Consider the following 18,624-nt stretch of genomic DNA (forward strand, 5'->3'; position numbering starts at 1 on the left):
AAGCGCGCCATGCTGATCGCCGGAAGCTGCCATTGCGGGAATATCACCTACACGCTCGACTGGTCACCCGATCCCACGGAAATTCCTGCGCGCGCCTGCACGTGTACGTTTTGCTCTAAGCATGGCGGTGTATGGACGTCCTATCCGGCGGGCTCATTGAAGGTCAAAGTGAAGGACGTACAGCTCGTGTCGCGCTATGCGTTCGGAACAGAAACAGCTGATTTCTACGTCTGCAAGCAATGTGGCGTGGCGCCCTTGGTCACCAGCTTGATCGACGAAAGGCTGTATGCCGTGGTGAACGTGAATACGTTCGAGAACGTAGATGCCTCCCTACTGCGCCGATCCTCTTCGACCCTTGATGGTGAGAATACGGATGACCGGCTGGCCAGACGCAAGCGGAATTGGATCGCGGACGTGACGTTCGTGTAGGTTGGGGTGCAAACCCCAACATTGTCATTTCCGGCACATAAAGATGAGGGGTTTGCACCCCAACCTGCGGAGAAAGCGCATGATCACCGGCGGATGTCTGTGTGGCGCCGTGCGCTACGAATCGGATGGCATCGCATTGTTCAGCGTGCTGTGACATTGCCGCGATTGCCAACGAAGCTCCGGCAGCGGACACGTACCGGTCATGGGCGTGTCGAAGTCGACGTTTCGAGTAACGGGCGAAACACGCGCTCATGCCATCATGGGTAGCAGCCAGCTGAAAACGGCTCGTCACTTCTGCCCTACCTGCGGCAGCTTGTTGTTCGGCACACCGGAGGTGATACCGGACATGGTGAGCATTTATGTAGGCAGCCTGGACGATCCCAGTGTTTTTCAGCCGGAATGCTCGCTGTTCACGTGCAATCGCTATCACTGGGATACATCAGGCTCACAACTGCCCGGCTACGAAACGATGTCCGACTGACATTGCTGACAGTCTCGCTGCGTTATCACCGATGCAGTGCGCGATGGGCGATGTCCTTGCGGCAGAACGCACCATCGAAGTGAATTTTCTTGACGCTTTCGTAAGCACGTTCGCGTGCGGCCGCGATGTCTTTGCCGAGCGCGCAAACAGTCAGCACACGACCGCCAGCGGTAATGACGCGGCCTTGCGCGTCGAGCTTGGTGCCGGCGTGAAACACTTTGGCCTCCGCACCGAAATCCGCATCCAGACCTTCGATCACATCGCCGGTTTTCACCTTCGCCGGATAGCCACCGGCCGCCATCACCACGCCGATGGAAGGGCGCGTATCCCACTGCACATGGGTGTGGTGCAGTTGGCCATCCAGTGCAGCTTCGATCAGATCGACGAAGTCAGATTTTAGGCGCAGCATGATCGGCTGCGTTTCCGGATCGCCGAAACGCACGTTGAATTCGATGACTTTCGGCGTGCCGTGCTTGTCGATCATCAGGCCGGCATAGAGGAAGCCGATGAACGGTGCGCCTTCGGCGGCCATGCCGCGCAGCGTCGGCTCGATCACTTCCTTGAGGATGCGCTTCTCCACTTCAGGCGTAACAACCGGCGCGGGTGAATAAGCGCCCATGCCACCGGTATTCGGGCCAAGGTCGTTGTCGTCGCGGCGCTTATGGTCCTGACTGCTCGCCATCGGTAGCGCGTTGGAACCGTCGCTCATCACGATGTAGCTGGCTTCTTCGCCTTCGAGGAATTCCTCGATCACCACGCGCGAGGATGCATCGCCGAACGCGTGCGCACCGAGCATATCGTGCAAGGCGAGCTCGGCATCGCTCAACGTAAGCGCGACGACGACGCCCTTGCCCGCCGCAAGTCCATCGGCCTTGATCACGATCGGCGCACCATGCTCGCGCACATAAGCCAGCGCTTTATTGAGCTCCGTAAATACCGCGTAGCGCGCGGTGGGAATGTTGTGGCGGAGCAGGAAATCTTTGGCGAAGGCTTTGGAGCCTTCCAGCTGAGCAGCGATCGCGCGCGGCCCGAAGATGCGCATGCCTGCGGCGCGGAATTTGTCTACGACACCGGCCACCAGCGGCACTTCGGGACCGACCACGGTCAGTTCCACTTTCTCGGCTTTGGCGAGTTTCAGCAGGCCTTCGATGTCGGTCACCGCCACATCGGCATTGCGCACACCGTGCTCGCGTGCCGTGCCGGCATTGCCGGGGGCCACGATCACTTCACTCACGCGCCGCGATTGCTTGAGTTTCCACGCCAGCGCGTGTTCGCGGCCGCCGTTGCCGATCACCAGAACTTTCATGCCTGCTCCAACTGCTTAACAAGGAACGCCGCTGCGTGGCGCAGCGCGCATTGTAGTGGCTGTTCGAGGGATTGCCCGCTCGCTTCAGCCTCGCGTGAAATAGCCCCTCTCCCCTCGGGAGAGAGGCTGGGGTGAGGGTACGATCAGCGCGCGATGGCCAAGACTTGCGCAAGAAACCCGCATGTCGCTTCGCCCGAACCCTCACCCCCGGCCCTCTCCCGAAGGGAGAGAGGAGAAAACTAGGCGTGCAGCAAATCCAACAACGCCGCGCGCGGCAGCTTGCCGGTTTCGTTGCGCGGCAAACGCTCCACTAGGCGTAGGGGACGCGGCAGGAAGACCGGATCGATCGAGGCACGCAGCGCGTCGAGGATGACATGCTCATCGAGCGTCGGCGCCACCACCATCGCCCCGATGCGCCGCACGCCGATGGCATCGGCATCGTTCAACTGGAACACCACGCCATCTTCCACGCCGGGGATGCTCAACAGGCGGCGGGTGAGATCGCCCAGCGATGCACGCTTGCCGGCGATCTCCAGCAAGTCGGCATGGCGTCCGCACAGTTCGAAGGTGCGGCCTTCGTCATGCATGGTGATGATGTCGGCCAGCACGGCAGGGGCATCGAGCTGCGGCGCTTCGATTTGCGTGCCGTCCGGCTGCGGATGCAGATGAACGCCGTGATAAAGCGACCAGCGGCTTTCCACCGTGACGCGGCGCGACGCGAACGCGCAGGTCTCCGTGGAGCCGAAAACTTCCAGCAGCGGCGCGTGGAAAACCTGTTCGGCCTGCACCGCCAGCTCCGGCGGCATCGGCGCAGTGGCCGACAGCATCGCAGCCAGAGGCGGCAGTTGCACGCTCGATGCGACGAGCGCGCGTAAGTGCACTGGCGTAGTGACCAGCACGCGGGGCGCCGGCATGGTTTCCAAGGCAGCTGCGATATCGGCCGGAAAGAATGGCCGGCCAGAGTGCACCTGCACCTCGCCCAAGAGCGGCAGCAGGATCGACATTTCCATGCCGTAGATATGCTGTGGCGGAACCGTCGCCACTACCGAGAAACGCTCGCCTACCACGTGATGCAGCATGCGCAAATTTCCGGCCGTGCTGGCATGTAGGCCGCGCCAGGATTTGGCGTTCGAACGCGGCGCACCGGTGGAACCGGAGGTGTAGCCCACTGCCACGGTCTGCAGCGCGGGAATGACTGGCCATGCCAGGTCATCGGACACGGATTCGTTGACCGGTAAGGGCGGCAGCACATGGAAACGCTGCGGAGAGGGATGCAATGGGCGATCGCCCACCGCATGACAGCCCGGATGCGCCGCCATGACTTCTTCCACCGCCTGCGGCGCGCGCGAGGGTGGCAGCAGGTTGGCCTGGCCGCGCAGCGCGATGGCGCAAAACGCGACGAGGAAGGCGTAGCGGTCTTCGCACAGGTTCACTGCCGCAGAGGCTTCCGGCAATTGCGCAGCAACGCGTGCGACATGCGCGACGAATTGCGCGGCGCTGACCGCCTGGCCATCGTGCATCGCCACGATGCGACGCGGATCGTCCATCTTCAACAGCGGCAGCAGACGTTCCGCTTCATCGCGTTGATAGGTGTCGTAGACGATCGCCACGCACAAACTCCCGGTTGCCAGCCATGCAAGATCCCAACCCGGCCAGATCGGTCGGTGCTGCCGGTGTCCGGGATTTGCCCCTCATCCTCACGCAGACGGCTGAATCGGCGCCCACCGCGCCGCAGCCTCGTTCTGCGGGATTCAGGTTCGAATGATAGCGCCTGTCAATGCGTCCCGGATGGTGGTGGGCTGGGCCGCGCCGCCCAATGGGGCATCGACCACGCCATCCAGCGCGTCTCCGAAATAGGTATCGAGCGTGGCCAGATCACGCGCAGGAGGGTGGCCATGAGGGTTGGCGCTGGTGGACACCAAGGCACCACCGAAGGCGCGACACAGCGCGGCGGCTGGCTCATGTGCGGTGACCCGCAGGGCAATGCCCTCATGCGCGCCAGCCACCCATTCCGGTACCTCAGCGCTACGCGGGAACACCCAGGTAAACGGCCCCGGCCAGCTCGCCCGCACTTGCGCCAGCACGCCCGCAGGGACTTTGGCCAAGTCCACGTAGTGGGTGATCTGTGCGAAGTCGGCGGCGATCAGCAGCACGCCTTGTGTAGCCGGGCGCTGCTTCAGTTCGAAGATGCGCTCGAAAGCGGCGCGATTGTGCGGATCGCAGCCGAGGCCGAAGACGGCTTCGGTGGGATAGGCGATGACGCTGCCTGCGCGCAGGGCGGCAGCAGCGTCTTGGAGTTGGGTGAGGGTGTAGTGCTTGGGCATGCGGCTTTGCTTCCTCTCCCCTCCGGGGAGAGGACCGAGGTGAGGGGTCAAGACTTGCCTCGGACTTCGTTTGAAACCAAAACACACTGCTGCCAGCTATGGTGCGAGGTCGGCCCCTCACCCCAACCCTCTCCCCAAGGGGGAGAGGGAACAGATCACGCGAGGTTTAGGCCTCAGCCTTCTTACTCGCCGCTTTCTTGGCTGTTGTCTTTTTGGCGGCTGTTTTCTTGGTAGCGGTTTTCTTCGCAGCCGCCTTTTTGGTTGCCGTCTTCTTGGCCGCAGCCTTCTTCGTAGCCGGTGCAGCTTTCTTCGTGGCCGTTTTTTTGCCAAAGCGCCCCTTCTTCACCGGAGCCGCGGCCAGCAATTCCAGGCACTGCGTTTCGGTCAGGGTCTTTGGATCCTGGTCCTTGGGAATCCGTGCGTTCTTGTTGCCGTCGGTGATGTAGGGACCGTAACGGCCGTTGAGCACTTGCACGCCGTTGCCGAAATCCTGGATGACGCGGTTGGCAAGTAGCTCGAGTTTTTCCTGCACGATCTGCAGCGCGCGCGGCAGCTCGATGGTGTAGGGATCATCTTCCGCCTTGAGCGAGGCATAGGTGCTGCCCTGCTTTACGAATGGCCCAAAGCGACCGACGCCCACGCTGACCTCGTCGCCGTTTTCGGCATGCCCGAGCTTGCGTGGAAGCTTGAATAGTTCCAGCGCGTCTTCCAGCGTGATGGTGTGCATGCTCTGACCGGGGCGCAGCGAGGCGAACTGAAGTTTTTCGTCCGTGTCCTTGTCGCCGATCTGCGCGTACGGTCCGTAGCGACCCAAACGCACGGATACCGGCTTGTTGCTCTTTGGATCAATACCGAGTTCACGCGCGCCGGTGGCTTCGCTGCGGTCGACCGATTCGGTTTTTTCTTCCACCTGCTGCTTGAACGGCTCCCAGAAGCGCCTCATCAGCGGCACCCAGGCTTCTTCGCCGCGGCTTACTGCGTCGAGTTCGTCTTCGAGCCGAGCGGTGAAGTCGTAATCGACGTATTGCGTGAAATGCTGGGTGAGGAATTTGCTCACCGCACGGCCCACATCGGTGGGACGGAAGCGGCGGTTGTCCAGAAATACGTATTCGCGGTTCTGCAACACCTGGATGATGCTAGCGTAGGTGGACGGACGGCCGATGCCGTATTCCTCCAGCGCCTTCACCAGGCTCGCTTCGGAATAGCGCGGCGGCGGCTCGGTGAAGTGCTGGTCGGCAAGGATGTCTTGCAGCGGCACCTGCTCGCCTTTGGTGAGCCTTGGCAGGCGGCGGCCTTCATCGTCATCCTCGGCCGTGCGTTGGTCGCGCCCCTCTTCGTACACCGCCAGGAAGCCTGGATCGATCACCGTAGTGCCCGTCGCGCGGAACGCAGCGTCGCCGCCCTTGACGTGCTTGACATCGAAATCCGCCGACACCGTGTTCAAGGTGGCGTGGATCATCTGGCAGGCCACAGTGCGCTTCCAGATCAGTTCGTAGAGCTTGCGCTGATCGTCGTTGAGGAACGCTGCAACTTCGCGCGGCGTGCGCATCGCGGAGGTCGGACGGATCGCCTCGTGCGCTTCCTGAGCGTTCTTCGACTTGGTGCGGTACACCTGCGGGTGATCGGGCACGGCCTTGCTGCCGAAGTCACGCGCGATCAGCTGACGCAGTTCGCCCACCGCTTCACCGGACAGCGCCGTAGAGTCGGTACGCATGTAGGTGATCAGACCGACGTTGCCTTCGCTGCCCAGGCTTACGCCTTCGTACAGGCCCTGCGCGATCTTCATCGTGCGGGTGGTGCCGAAGCCAAGCTTGCGCGCGGCTTCCTGCTGCAGTGTGGAAGTAGTGAACGGCGGCGCCGGGCGGCGCTTGCGTTCCTTGCTGCCAACCTCGCTGACGGTAAGGTGGCCGCGCGCGGCTTCCTTCAGCGCCGCGCGCGCGGCCATCGCATCGGCCTCATTGGTGAGGTCGAACTGTTCGAACTTCTTGCCGTGCAGCTTGGTGAGGCGCGCGCTGAAGTCGCCGTCGGCGTGCTTGAGCTGGGCTTCGATGGTCCAGTACTCGCGCGCCACGAAGGCTTCGATTTCTTCTTCGCGCTCCACGATCATGCGCAGCGCCGGGCTCTGTACGCGGCCAGCGGACAAGCCGCGCTGCACCTTGCGCCACAGCACCGGCGACAGATTGAAGCCCACCAGGTAATCCAGTGCTCGGCGTGCCTGCTGCGCATCCACCATCTCGAGCGAGAGCTCGCGCGGCTCGGCTACCGCGGCCTTGATCGCGCGCGGCGTGATTTCGGAGAACACCACGCGATGCAACTTCTTGCCGTCGGTGAGGCCGCGCTCCTTGAGGATCTCGCTGATGTGCCAGCTGATCGCCTCCCCTTCGCGATCCAAGTCGGTCGCCAGATAAATGTCGTCGGCGGCCTTGGCAGCTTTGGCGATGGCATCAACGTGTTTCTCGTTGCGCTCGATCACCTCGTACTTCATGGCGAAGTCGTGCTCGGTATCGACCGCGCCCTCTTTGGGCAGCAGATCGCGCACATGGCCGTAGGAGGCCAGGACCTGGAAGTCCTTGCCGAGGTATTTGTTGATCGTCTTGGCCTTGGCCGGCGACTCGACGATGAGCAGGTTCTTTGCCATGTGGCTTGGGGTTCCGGAAGTCCATACGCGGCCATCCTGAATGGCCGCCCTTTTATAGTTGGAAGCACGCCGGCTTAACGGCTGTCAAGCTGGCGCGCGTGAAATCGAGGTCTAGCGCGCCTTTCAGACGCCCGGCAACCGCTGGTACCGCCCTCCCGGCAACCCCTCCACGCAACCCTCCAGCTCAAGCATCAGCAGCATGGAAGACAGCTCGGCGGCGCCTTGCCCGGTGCGCGCCGAAAGCTCATCCAGAGCGATGGGATCGTACCCGAGCACGTCCATTAACCGCTGGTATTGCGGATCGTCACGCCAGACGCCAGACGCCGGTCGAGCGCGTTCGGTAGATGCTTCGGCAGGCGACCACTCCAGGCGCAGGGCCAATTCGGCCCCAAGCGCCCGCGCAGCAGGAACCAGGGTTTCAGCGACTTCCGAAGCGCTCTCGACCAGCCGCACACCATCCCGGATCAGGCGGTGGCAGCCGCGGGCGAGAGGATTATGGATGGAACCGGGCACGGCGAATACCTCCCGGCCCTGCTCCCCAGCCAGCCGCGCAGTGATCAGCGAACCCGACTGCAGCCCCGCCTCGATCACCAGCGTACCCAGCGAGAGCCCCGCGATGATGCGGTTGCGCCGCGGAAAGTGATCGGCCCGTGCCGCCGTACCCGGCGGAAACTCGCTAACTAGCACGCCCTGCGCCGTAACGCGCGCAGACAGCTCGCGATGCTTGCGCGGATAGACCAGGTCCGGCCCGGTGCCGATCACGGCGATGGTGGGTTGGTCAGCCTCCAGCGCCGCTTCGTGCGCCGCGCCATCGATGCCGTCGGCCAAGCCGCTGGTAACCACGAACCCGGCCAACGCCAGGTAGCGTGCGAAGGCGCGTGCGGTGTTCTTACCCGCCACGCTGGCGCTACGCGCGCCCACAATCGCCACCTGAGGGCGTAGCAGCAGGCTGGCATCACCGGCCGCGAACAGCGCAACAGGCGGCTGTGGGATGGTTTCCAGCTGCGGTGGGAAATCCGCCTCGGTATAGCGCAGCAACCGATGTCCCGGTTTGCTCAGCCAAGCAAGATCAGCAGCGATGCGCGCTTCATCGGGTTGCTCCAGCCACGCCTGTGCTTCGACATCCAGCATGGAGGTCCGGCGCCGAAGTTCTTGTACCACCTTGCCGATGCATCCGTCCTTAGCTGCCAGGCGCTCACGCAGCCCGCCCGGCCCCAATCCTGGCGTGCGCAAGGCAATCAACCAGTCGCGCAGTTCCGCTTGCTCATTCATGGCGCGAGTCTACGCGAGCCCGGAAACGACGACGGCGCGGATTGACCGCGCCGTCGTGTGAGCTTTTATCGGAAATGCTGGCTTTATTCCGGTGTCCTGATCCGTGCGCCCTTCTGCACCGGCTTCAGGCCGTCCATCACCAGGCCATAGCTCACGCGATCGAAGGTGCGGAAGATCATCACATGACCGACGTACTCGTCGGGCAGCTTCACGAACTTGTGGTCGTAGCGAGTCCAACTGCTGTGAGCTACGTCATCAGGTACTTTCTCGCCCGGCTGCCACAACGAGAAGGTCGTGCCGTTGTCGACACCGTCCTTCGAACCCACGGACAGCACCACCACATCGTACGGACCCACCTGATTCAGACGCTCCTGCGCGTAGGCAATCACGCGGCCGTTGTCCGGCAGGCTCTTGGGCGGATGCGGGTAGTAGAACGGATCGTAGGGATTGTCGTCGATCGGCATCAGGCGATCGCCAGCGCGGATTTCCATGAGCGAGTTCAGCAGCAGCAGCGTGGACGGATCACCGCCGCGCAGCACTTCAGCCTCGCCGATCACGGCGACTTCCATCGCCAGCGTCTTGCCGCGGAACGTATGGTTGGGCGTGACATTGCCGAGATCGGTAGCCCATTCCTCGTTCCATGGCGTCTCCTGGGTGGCGACATCGGAATCGGCTACGTTGGCCGCCATTTCATCGCTTTGCTGGGATTCGTCGCCGCCGTAAGTGCGGAACACGTGGGTGGGACGCACGATCGCCCAGCGCTGGCCAGGTTGCGCATTGAGGTTACGCACATAGATGTTGCGACCCGGCGTACCGGTGAGCCCGGCTTCTTCGAAGCCCATCACGTACGGCGCATGCTTGACCTCGTCCGGATCGACTACGCGGGTGTCTTTCAGGAATGGCTTGAGCTTATCGAGCGGCACCGCCGGAATGGCTTCGCCTTCGCGATGCGCGGTTGGCTCCAGACGCAGCGATGGGCCGCCATTGACGAAGGACAGATCCAGCACGTCGCCCGGATAGATCAGGTGTGGATTGCGCACCTGCGGGTTGGCCTGCCAGATTTCCGGCCAAAGCCAGGGCTTGGACAGGAAACGTGCGGAGATGCTCCACAGCGTATCGCCGCGACGCACGGTGTAGTTATCAGGGTGGTCGGTGCGAAGCTGTGCTCCGGCCGCATAGACGGCCACGGTGACCAGCATACCGGCCAGCAGCCCGATGGACTTTCTGATCATAAACGGGATTCCCCCTCCCCCTGCGCTCGGGCGAGTGTAGCCGAACCGTTAACCCAAGCAACACGTGTTAGTTGGCAAATTCGTGCGCCGACAGCACGTTGAAGCACGTACAATACCCATATTCTAGACCGCGGCCGGGGTGGCTTTTTACCAATTCGCCCGCATTTCCGGCGTCCGAGGTACCTATCCATGTCTGTCCTGACCATTCTTGAGTTCCCTGACCCGCGCCTGCGCACCAAGGCCGCACCGGTGACCGAGTTCGACGCCGCATTGAAGCAGTTCGTCGATGACATGTTCGAGACGATGTACGCCGCCAACGGCGTAGGCCTGGCCGCCACCCAAGTGAACGTGCACAAGCGCGTACTGGTAGCGGACATGAGCGAGGAGAGCAACCAGCCGCTGGCCCTGATCAACCCGGAGATCCTGGAAAAGGAAGGCTCGCAGGTGTATCAGGAAGGCTGCCTGTCCTTTCCCGGCATCTTTGCCGACGTCACCCGCGCATTGAAGGTGAAAGTGCGCGCGCAGGACGTCGAAGGCAAAACCATTGAACTCGAAGTGGAAGGCCCGCTGGCCGTGTGCATCCAACATGAGATGGATCATCTGGCTGGCAAAGTGTTCGTCGATTACCTGTCACCGCTGAAGCGCTCGATCCTGCTCAAGCGCATGGAGAAACAGCGCAAGCAGGCTGCGAGCGCGTGAGTTTGCGGATCGTTTTTGCCGGAACCCCGGAATTTTCCGTCCCCTGCCTTGAAGCCTGCCGCACCAGTGGTGCGCAGGTCGTGGCTGTCTATACGCAACCCGATCGGCCCGCCGGGCGCGGACGCAAGCTCACGCCCAGTCCGGTGAAGCAGGCGGCGCTGGCTGCTGATATTCCGGTCGAACAACCTGAAACGCTGAAGACCGCCGAAGCACGCGCCACGCTGGAAGCGTATCGGCCCGATCTGATGGTGGTGGTCGCGTACGGTTTGATTCTTTCGCGCAAAGTGCTGGCCATTCCGTCACTCGGCTGTTGGAACGTGCATGCAAGCCTGCTGCCGCGCTGGCGCGGTGCTGCTCCCATTCAAAGGGCGATTCTCGCGGGTGATACAGAAAGCGGTGTCGATCTGATGCAAATGGAAGCAGGCCTCGATACCGGCCCCGTGTTGCTCGAACGCCGCACGCCGATCACGCGCGAAGATACGGGCGGCTCGCTGCACGACCGTCTTTCTTTGCTCGGCGCCGATGTGCTCGCCGAGGGTTTACGGCGCACGCTCGCGGGTGAAACCCTCAACGCCACACCGCAGTCCGAACACGGTGTGGTGTATGCACACAAGCTGGAAAAAGCCGAAGCGCGCCTCGATTTTTCGCGCGCTGCCATGGCGCTCGAACGCCAAGTGCGCGCCTTCGATCCCTGGCCAGTAGCCGAGGGCGACATTGCCGGCGAAAACGTGCGCATCTGGGCCGCGCACGCCATTGATCAGCATCACAATGCAACACCAGGCAAGGTGATGGCTGCGCAGCGCGATGGCATCGATATCGCCTGTGGTGAAGACGTGCTGCGCATCACTTCTCTGCAGCGCGCCGGCGGCAAGCGCATTACTGCAGCCGACTATCTCAACGCCCGCCCCGAACTGCGCAGCGCGCGATGAACGATACGCGTGCTCTCGCCGCGCAGGCGCTGGCGGATATCGCGCTGCGTGGCGTATCGCTGCGCGAGGCCTTGGATCAGCGCGCGCCGAAACTGCGCGATCCGCGCGACCGTGCCTTGCTAACAGCACTGTTGAACGACGGTGCGCGCTGGTGGCTTCGCTTCGACGCCGCACTCGACCACTTGCTCGACAAGCCACTGCGCCGCAAAGAACCGGACGTACACGCGCTGCTGGTGCTGGGTCTGGTGCAGTTGGAAATTCTGGAATTGCGGGACTACGCCGCTGTGGCCGCCACGGTGGAAGCCGTGCGCGCCTTGAATCGTCCACGCCTGTCCGGATTGGTGAACGCCGTATTGCGCCGCTGGCAGCGCGAACGCACCACGCTTATCACCGAATTGGATGCACATGCGCAGTCCCGCTACGCGATGCCACCATGGCTGGCGAAAGCCATCGCATCTGATTGGCCCGCGCAAGCCGATGCCGTGCTTGCCGACAGCAATCGCGAACCCCCACTGATGCTGCGCGCGAACCGTCGACGCGTATCGCGCGATGCGCTGGTCGAACAGCTTCGCGCCGGCGGCTACACCGTCGATGCACATCCCTGGCTCAGTGACGGCATCGTGCTGCCGCACAGCAGTGACGTCACCCGCATGCCGGGTTTCACACAGGGCCTGTTCGCCGTGCAGGATGGCGCCGCGCAAATTTCGGCAGATCTGCTCGACCTGCGCGATAAGCAGCGCGTGCTGGATGCCTGCGCCGCGCCGGGTGGCAAAGCTTGTCATGTGCTGGAGCGCGCGGATGTTGCGCTTACTGCGGTGGAGTTTGATGACGCGCGCGCCGCGCGCATTCGCCAGAACTTGGAGCGGCTTGGTTTGCAGGCGGATCTGCACATCGGCGATGCCGGCGATCCTTCCACGTGGTGGGACGGCAAGCCCTTTGATCGCATTCTGATCGACGCGCCCTGCTCCGCCACCGGCGTGCTGCGCCGTCGCCCGGATGTACGGTTACACCGCCGCGCCAGCGACATCGATGCGCTGGTCGCGCAGCAGCGGCGCATCCTGGACGCGCTATGGCCGCTGCTCGCACCAGGCGGGCGTCTTGTCTATGTGACGTGCTCGCTGCTGCGTGCCGAAAACGAGGCGGTCATCGAGCACTTCCTGTCGGCACAAAACGATGCGCGCGTCATCGCCGTGCAACTGCCGGCGGGGCAAGCTGCCACCGTCGGCTGGCAAATCCTGCCCGGCAATGATGATCTCGACGGCATGTACTATGCCGTGCTTGAACGCCGCTGACCTTCACCCTCGCGAGTCGTTCCTCCCGCTCCCCTCCGGAGAGAGGGTTGGGGTGAGGGGCCAATCTTGCGGCGAACTTCCATCGAGTTCTCACTAAGTCTTTCTAAAGCACTGCGGAAATCATGGGATCTATGGCAAGCGCGCCCCCTCGCCCCACCCTTTTCTCCTTGGGGAAAGGGAAAGATAAGGATGTTCTCCCCGGAGGGGAGAGGGAGCAGATTTCAGAACGCCGAAACTTTTGGCTCCTCGCCATCTTCGCCATCCTGATCCTCGGCATCGGCATCGGCCTGCGCAATCCCTGGCCATCCGACGAACCACGCTACACGCTCGCCGCTAAACAGATGGTGGAAAGCGGCGACTGGTTGTTCCCACATCGCGGCGTGGAGTTGTATGCGGACAAGCCACCCATGCTGATGTGGCTGGAAGCGGCCAGCTTCGAGCTGGTACGCAACTGGCGCATTGCTTTCATGCTGCCCTCGTTCCTCGCCGCGCTGGGGACGCTGTGGCTGATCTACGATCTGGGCGCGCGATTGTGGAACCGCAAGATCGGCCGATACGCAGCCATCGGTGCACTGATGTGTATCCAGTTCGTGTTTCAGGCCAAACGCGCGCAGATCGATCCGCTGGTGGTGTTCTTCATCACCGCGGCCAACTGGGGTTTGCTGCGCCATCTGCTGTGTGGACCGAACTGGCGGCTGTACTGGTTTGGCTGCTTTTGCGCCGGCCTGGGCGTGATCACCAAGGGCGTGGGCTTTCTTGCCCTGCTCATGCTGCTGCCTTACGCGTGGGCAGCCATTCGCCGCTGGAACAGCATTGCCACCATCGATAACGGCGCATGGTGGCGCTGGTCGCTGGGATTGATTGCCACGCTTGCAGCCATCGCCCTCTGGCTGATCCCGATGTTGCTCGCCGCACGCGCTCACACTGGCGATCCCACCTATACGGCGTACGTCGGCAACATCCTGCTCAAGCAAACCGCACATCGTTACGCGAACGCCTGGCATCACATCCATGGACCACTCTTCTATTTGCCGTTGATGATCTACAACTGGCTGCCGCTGTCGCTCACCTATCCCGGCACCTTGCCGCGCTGGTGGCAGTCACTCAAGGCCAAAGATGCTCGCGTGTTGCTACCGCTTGGCTGGATCGTGCTGGTGCTCCTGTTCTTCAGCGCATCGGGCGGCAAGCGCGACGTGTACATTCTGCCGATCGTGCCGATGCTTGCACTGATTACTGCGCCGTATCTCGAAGAGATGCTCGCCAAGCGTTGGTTGCGCACACTCGGCGCGATCTTCCTGCTGTTGATAGGCGGATGCATGCTGGGGCTTGGCGTTTATGCACTCAGCGCACATCCGGCCTTCGCCACCAAGCTGGCCTACGATCGCGGCTTCGAAGGTCCGGCCGATAGCCTGTGGTGGATGTGCATCATCATCGGCGCTGCGCAGTGGCTGGCGCTGGCAATCTTCCGCCTGCGTCGCGTGCACTACGCCATCGCGGGCGGCATGCTTGCATTGTGGATCGTGTGGGGCGTGTGGGCGTATCCGCTGCTCAACGACAGCAGTTCGTCCGCGGGATTGATGAATCGCGTCGCTGCACATCTCGGCACTCAAGATGAAATCGGCCTCATCGACTGGAAAGAACAGAACATGCTGATGCTCGACCGCCATGCCATGGATTTCGGTTTCAGCGCACCCACCTCGCAGCAATTCACGCGCGGTGTGCAATGGCAGTCGACCTCGCCGGCCACGCGCTGGCTGTTCGTGCAAGAGCCGGCGATGGGTAACTGCGTGGATCGCAGCAAGGCCATCGACGTCGGCCACGCGAATCGGCGCGACTGGTGGCTATTTAAGGCCGATGCTGTTGTACCCGGCTGCGTGCCGAAGAATTCAGACGAAGTGCCGGAGCCGGAAGATGCCGCATCGTGATCGTTGCCAACTGATTGCGCGCGACAACAACGCCGGCCTCAGCCGCGATCTCCCGCTGTTGGCCGATGCGCTGCAACGCGCAGGATGCTCCACGCAAATCACCGGCCTGCCGCATCGTGGCCGTTTTGCGGAATGGCTGACGCGCATCAAGCTCGCCCGCCAATCGCCCGCCTTCGACGTGAATGTGATGCTGGAACGCATCCGTCCGGAATTTATGCGTGCCGCAAAACGCAACGTGCTGATTCCAAATCCGGAATATTTCCGGCCGCAAGACAAAGCGGCACTGCCGCTGATGGATGTGGTGTGGGTGAAGACGCGGCATGCGGAACGATTGTTCCAGACACTTGGCGCAACCACGCGCTATATCGGCTTCACCAGCGCTGATCGTTACGACGCGGGCGTTGAGCGCAAGCAGGCGTTCTTCCACGGGCCTGGACGCAGCGGCAACAAGGGCACGCAAGCTTTGCTGGCGTTATGGCGCAAGCATCCAGAATGGCCGATGCTCACCGTGGCGTGGCGGCGCAAGCGCGTGGAGATCGAAGCGCTACCTGCGAATGTCACGCTGATCCGTGACCATCTGAGCGATGCTGATTACCGCCGTTTGCAGAACGAACATCGCTTTCACCTCTGCCCCTCGCAAACCGAAGGGTTCGGCCATTATCTCGTCGAAGCCATGAGCTGCCGCGCCGTGGTGGTAACACTCGATGCCGAGCCGATGAATGAGCTGGTGACGCCCGAACGTGGCGTGCTTGTGCCTGCGCAAGCGATCGGGACACAGGATCTGGCGACCTGTTACGGCTTTGCAGAAGCGGCGATGGAGACGGCGATCGAGCGCTGCCTGGGTATGGAAGCAGCGACGATCGAGCACATAGGTGAAGCCGCACGGGCATGGTATGAAAACAACCACGCCGGCTTCTCTCTGCGCTTGCTCAGCGCGCTACATCCGTAGGTTGGGCTGCAAACTACGTCAGCTCTCGGCAAATTCCGCCAAATGCCGGTCGATACCTAATTCGCAGCGCACAAGACGCTGCTCGATACTTGCCTGCAACAGCTTGTTGTTGGGCAGACTCAGATCGTTCACGTCGTCCTGTGCACGCGTTCGGTGCTCCAGATGCATCGCCAGCGCGCACCACTTCAACGCGCGACGCCGCAATCCGGCATTTTCTAGTCGCACCACCAGCTCACGATCTTCTGCGCCATAACCTTCCATGCGTTCGTCGAAACCGTTGACACGCAGCAGATCTTCGCGCCAGAAACTCATGTTGCAACTCATCACGCGACCGCCGCTGCGCGAACGCGCTTTTCGCCGCGCGAGAACCGGCGCACGGAAGGCGTAAAGCCGCTTGGTGCCGTCGAATTCGTGGAAGTTGGCTTTCACCCACGGCGCATACACGGGCTTGCTGCCTGCCAGCAAACGCTGGCTTTCTTCATAGTTGGCCTTCAGCCGCCCACCTTGCAGGAAATAGCCCTGCTCGGCCAGCATCAGATGATCGGCGATGAAGTACGGGTGGATCAGCATGTCACCGTCGAGCAACACGATGTAATCGCCTTTGCTCGCCGCGATGCCACGGTTGCGCGCACGCGCGGCACGGAACCCCAGATCTTCCTGCCAGATGTGCTTCAAAGGCACCGGAAAACGCTCGCGCGCCTTGGCGATCACGGCCGCGGTATCCGGGCCAGATCCGTCATCGGCAATCAGCACCTCATCCGGCAAACGCGTTTGCGCAGCGACGCTTTCCAGCACGCGCACCAAAGCTGTCGGCCAGTTGTAGGTGATGATGATCAGCGAGACCTTCATACCTTGCGTTGCCGGCCCAACATGGTGCTGAGCGCCAACGGCAGCCACGTGATCAACCAGCCGGGCCGCGGGCTGTCGAGCAAATGCGGGAGATCGAATTCCACCGCGACCGTGCCGAACACCCACAGGCCGAACACAGCCAAACCGAGCGTTTCGTACCGGGCGCGCCAAGCGCGCCAACCCAACACCAGCCAGATGCCCGCCCACAGCAGTACCGCGGGCAAGCCCATTTCGATCGCGAGCTGCGCGAACATGTTGTGCGCATGGTCGAGCGTTTCGTCGCCGGCTTGGATGGCGAACGAAGTACCCTGCCCCAATCCAAGCAACGGATGCTGCAGGAACAGCTCCAGCGACTTGGCGAAGATCTGCGGCCGCAGCGACCAGCCGCGTTCCATCAAAACCTCGTAACCCAGCCCCACACCGAGCGCGCCCAGCAGGCAGATCGCGCCGGCATACAGCCAGGCACGCCGGTCGCCTCGGCACAGGATCATCGCCACTAGCGCCACGAACAGCGCTGCCCACGCGCTGCGCGTGAAGGTGAGCAGCACGAACAGAGCCAGCATGCTGATCGCCATCCACTTGGCGACGATCCAGCTCCAGCCCTCGAACCGCCACGGCCACAGCCAGATCAGCGCCGCGCCCATGCCCGCCGCCGCAAGATTGGGATTGGCCATCACGCCAATGCCGGTCAGACGTCCGTCGGTGGGCGGATGCAGCGCAAAATCCACCATATTGAGCACCGCCGCCGCCGCCAGCACAAAGCTGCAGCCGACCAACAACCATCGCGTGCGTGGTTCGTTGTCACCGAACACCCATTGGCTTGCGATCAGGAACAGCAGCACGCTGAGGTTGCGCGCAGCTTCATCACCGCGATGCGGCGCATGACTCCATGACAGCGAGATCCAGCCCCAGGCCAGCAATGCGATGACCCATGGCATCAACGGCAGCCTGCAGAATTCGAGCAGGCGCCGCGGGTGCATGGCAATCAGCACGATCGCCGGCAACCACATCGTCAGCGCCAGCACGGTCTGGTACGCCTTGCTGGGATTGTAGGAAACACCGCCGGGCATCACCGCCATGCCTATGATCAGCCACGCCATGCCTACGATCAGCAGACGCCGGATCCATCCGGTGGTGGTGGTATCGCGCTGTTCCGTCCATGCTTCCAGCCACACCGAGTTGCGCAGCGGTGCCGTCATGCGTGCTGGCTCCGCGGCGCGCGCAGATCGATGGCGGGCGATTGCACGAAATCCGCCAGATGAGCATCCAGACCTAACTCACTGCGCACGAGATGCTGTTCCTTGCTTGCGAACAAAAGCTTGTTATTGGGTAATTCGGGATCGGCCGGATCCTGCGACGACACGGATTTGTGCTCCAGATGCAGCGCCAGTGCGGCGAACTTGATCTGCGAACGACGCAGCCCCGCGTTGCGCAAGCGGATGTCGATCTCCAGATCCTCGCTGCCGTAACCGTGCATACGCTCGTCGTAACCGTTGACCCGCACCAGGTCCTCGCGCCAGAAGCTCACGTTGCATCCCATCGGATGGCCGGTGGAACGCGACTTGATCTTCGCCAGCCACGGCAACCGCAAGGTGTGGTGACGACGGCCGAAGTGCCAGGTGCCGCGGTCTTTCTCGTCGCGATAATACGCATCAACGAACCAGCCGAATTGTGGTTTACCGCCATTGAGCAGGCGCGACGTTTCCGCCACCGTGGTGCGAATGCGCGTGCCCTGCAGGAACCGCCCCCGCTGGGCCAGGCTCAGGTGATCTTCCACAAAATGCGGGTGCGCCAGCATGTCGCCGTCGAGCTGGATGATGTACTCACTGCGCGCGGCGGCGATGGCGCGATTGAGAATGCGCGCTTTGCGAAAACCTTCATCTTCCTGCCATACATGCTTCAGCGGCACGGGGAACGTCTTGGCGATCTCGCGCAGCAGCTCGGTGGTGTCTTCACGCGAGCCGTCGTCGGCGACGATCACTTCATCCGGCAGGCGGCTTTGCCCGGCCAAGCTGCGCAGCGAGAGGGCCAGCGCCTCCTTCCAGTTATAGGTGGAGACCATGACGGTAACGCTGGCCACGGCTGATTTGGGCATGACGATCCAGGGGTTTCCAAATAACGCCGATGCATCATTTCGCCATGCAGACCGGCAAGTTTCGAGTGCACGGCAGGCCAGATTTGGACTGCCGGTGGGGTGGCGCGCATCTTAACGTACCCGGCCACACCGGAACGGAATGTGTCCGGAACGTTTGAAAGTCGCAGGCCGTGATCCCGCGCACGTCCTTGCTCTGATCCCTGC

The 18,624-nt window shown here is 62.4% G+C and carries 15 protein-coding genes and 1 pseudogene; 7 read left to right on the forward strand and 9 right to left on the reverse strand.

The annotated features are described in order from the left end of the window. Positions 1-9 precede the first annotated feature (9 nt). A complete protein-coding gene (locus QQJ86_RS11625; protein ID WP_284321109.1) occupies positions 10-429 on the forward strand; it encodes a GFA family protein in 420 nt (139 codons plus the stop codon). A 166-nt stretch (positions 430-595) separates the two neighbouring features. Continuing rightward, positions 596-910 (forward strand): annotated as a pseudogene (locus QQJ86_RS11630) (GFA family protein); the annotation flags it as partial. Between the two features lie 25 nt (positions 911-935). Here the strand turns inward: QQJ86_RS11630 and purD are convergent. The 6 genes from purD to QQJ86_RS11660 form a co-directional block, all read right to left on the reverse strand. After that, complete coding sequence (gene purD, locus QQJ86_RS11635; protein ID WP_284321110.1) at positions 936-2,216, reverse strand: phosphoribosylamine--glycine ligase; 1,281 nt, start codon at positions 2,214-2,216, stop codon at positions 936-938. Between the two features lie 239 nt (positions 2,217-2,455). Continuing rightward, positions 2,456-3,826: an AMP-binding protein gene (locus QQJ86_RS11640; RefSeq protein WP_284321111.1), complete on the reverse strand. Its 1,371-nt coding sequence runs from the start codon at positions 3,824-3,826 to the stop codon at positions 2,456-2,458. A 141-nt stretch (positions 3,827-3,967) separates the two neighbouring features. Further along, positions 3,968-4,540 (reverse strand): L-threonylcarbamoyladenylate synthase type 1 TsaC, encoded by a 573-nt coding sequence (tsaC, locus tag QQJ86_RS11645; protein ID WP_284321112.1) that lies wholly within the window; start codon positions 4,538-4,540, stop codon positions 3,968-3,970. A gap of 166 nt (positions 4,541-4,706) precedes the next feature. Continuing rightward, entirely contained in the window at positions 4,707-7,178 is a 2,472-nt protein-coding gene (locus QQJ86_RS11650; protein WP_284321113.1) for a DNA topoisomerase I, read from the reverse strand. 123 nt (positions 7,179-7,301) lie between these two features. Then, positions 7,302-8,450, reverse strand: coding sequence for a DNA-processing protein DprA (gene dprA, locus QQJ86_RS11655; RefSeq protein ID WP_284321114.1), 1,149 nt, complete (start codon positions 8,448-8,450; stop codon positions 7,302-7,304). Positions 8,451-8,533: 83 nt separating this feature from the next. Beyond that, positions 8,534-9,682 (reverse strand): LysM peptidoglycan-binding domain-containing protein, encoded by a 1,149-nt coding sequence (locus QQJ86_RS11660; RefSeq protein WP_284321115.1) that lies wholly within the window; start codon positions 9,680-9,682, stop codon positions 8,534-8,536. 189 nt (positions 9,683-9,871) lie between these two features. On the opposite strand from QQJ86_RS11660, the gene def reads away from it, so the two are divergent. From def to QQJ86_RS11685, 5 genes are all read left to right on the forward strand, one after another. Beyond that, positions 9,872-10,381 (forward strand): peptide deformylase, encoded by a 510-nt coding sequence (gene def / locus QQJ86_RS11665; RefSeq protein ID WP_284321116.1) that lies wholly within the window; start codon positions 9,872-9,874, stop codon positions 10,379-10,381. After that, positions 10,378-11,310: a methionyl-tRNA formyltransferase gene (gene fmt, locus QQJ86_RS11670; RefSeq protein WP_284321117.1), complete on the forward strand. Its 933-nt coding sequence runs from the start codon at positions 10,378-10,380 to the stop codon at positions 11,308-11,310. The genes def and fmt overlap by 4 nt, the downstream gene beginning before the upstream one ends. Further along, the gene (gene rsmB, locus QQJ86_RS11675; RefSeq protein WP_284321118.1) at positions 11,307-12,602 is read left to right on the forward strand and encodes a 16S rRNA (cytosine(967)-C(5))-methyltransferase RsmB; all 1,296 of its coding nucleotides are present in this window, start codon (positions 11,307-11,309) and stop codon (positions 12,600-12,602) included. The genes fmt and rsmB overlap by 4 nt, the downstream gene beginning before the upstream one ends. 131 nt (positions 12,603-12,733) lie before the next feature. Then, positions 12,734-14,527, forward strand: a complete 1,794-nt coding sequence (locus QQJ86_RS11680) for an ArnT family glycosyltransferase (RefSeq protein WP_284321119.1) — start codon at positions 12,734-12,736, stop codon at positions 14,525-14,527. Next, positions 14,514-15,476 (forward strand): glycosyltransferase, encoded by a 963-nt coding sequence (locus QQJ86_RS11685; RefSeq protein ID WP_284321120.1) that lies wholly within the window; start codon positions 14,514-14,516, stop codon positions 15,474-15,476. Before QQJ86_RS11680 ends, QQJ86_RS11685 begins: the two co-directional genes overlap by 14 nt. Before the next feature lie 18 nt (positions 15,477-15,494). Here the strand turns inward: QQJ86_RS11685 and QQJ86_RS11690 are convergent, their stop codons facing one another. Genes QQJ86_RS11690 through QQJ86_RS11700 form a run of 3 tightly spaced genes read right to left on the reverse strand, consistent with a single transcriptional unit; the run spans position 15,495 to position 18,420 of the window. Further along, the gene (locus QQJ86_RS11690; RefSeq protein ID WP_284321121.1) at positions 15,495-16,325 is read right to left on the reverse strand and encodes a glycosyltransferase family 2 protein; all 831 of its coding nucleotides are present in this window, start codon (positions 16,323-16,325) and stop codon (positions 15,495-15,497) included. After that, entirely contained in the window at positions 16,322-17,524 is a 1,203-nt protein-coding gene (locus QQJ86_RS11695) for an O-antigen ligase family protein (protein ID WP_284321122.1), read from the reverse strand. Before QQJ86_RS11695 ends, QQJ86_RS11690 begins: the two co-directional genes overlap by 4 nt. Continuing rightward, positions 17,521-18,420: a glycosyltransferase family 2 protein gene (locus QQJ86_RS11700; protein WP_284321123.1), complete on the reverse strand. Its 900-nt coding sequence runs from the start codon at positions 18,418-18,420 to the stop codon at positions 17,521-17,523. The genes QQJ86_RS11695 and QQJ86_RS11700 overlap by 4 nt, the downstream gene beginning before the upstream one ends. Positions 18,421-18,624 lie beyond the last annotated feature (204 nt).

It is taken from the genome of Dyella acidisoli (assembly GCF_030160295.1).
GTDB classification, from domain to species: Bacteria; Pseudomonadota; Gammaproteobacteria; order Xanthomonadales; family Rhodanobacteraceae; genus Dyella_B; species Dyella_B acidisoli.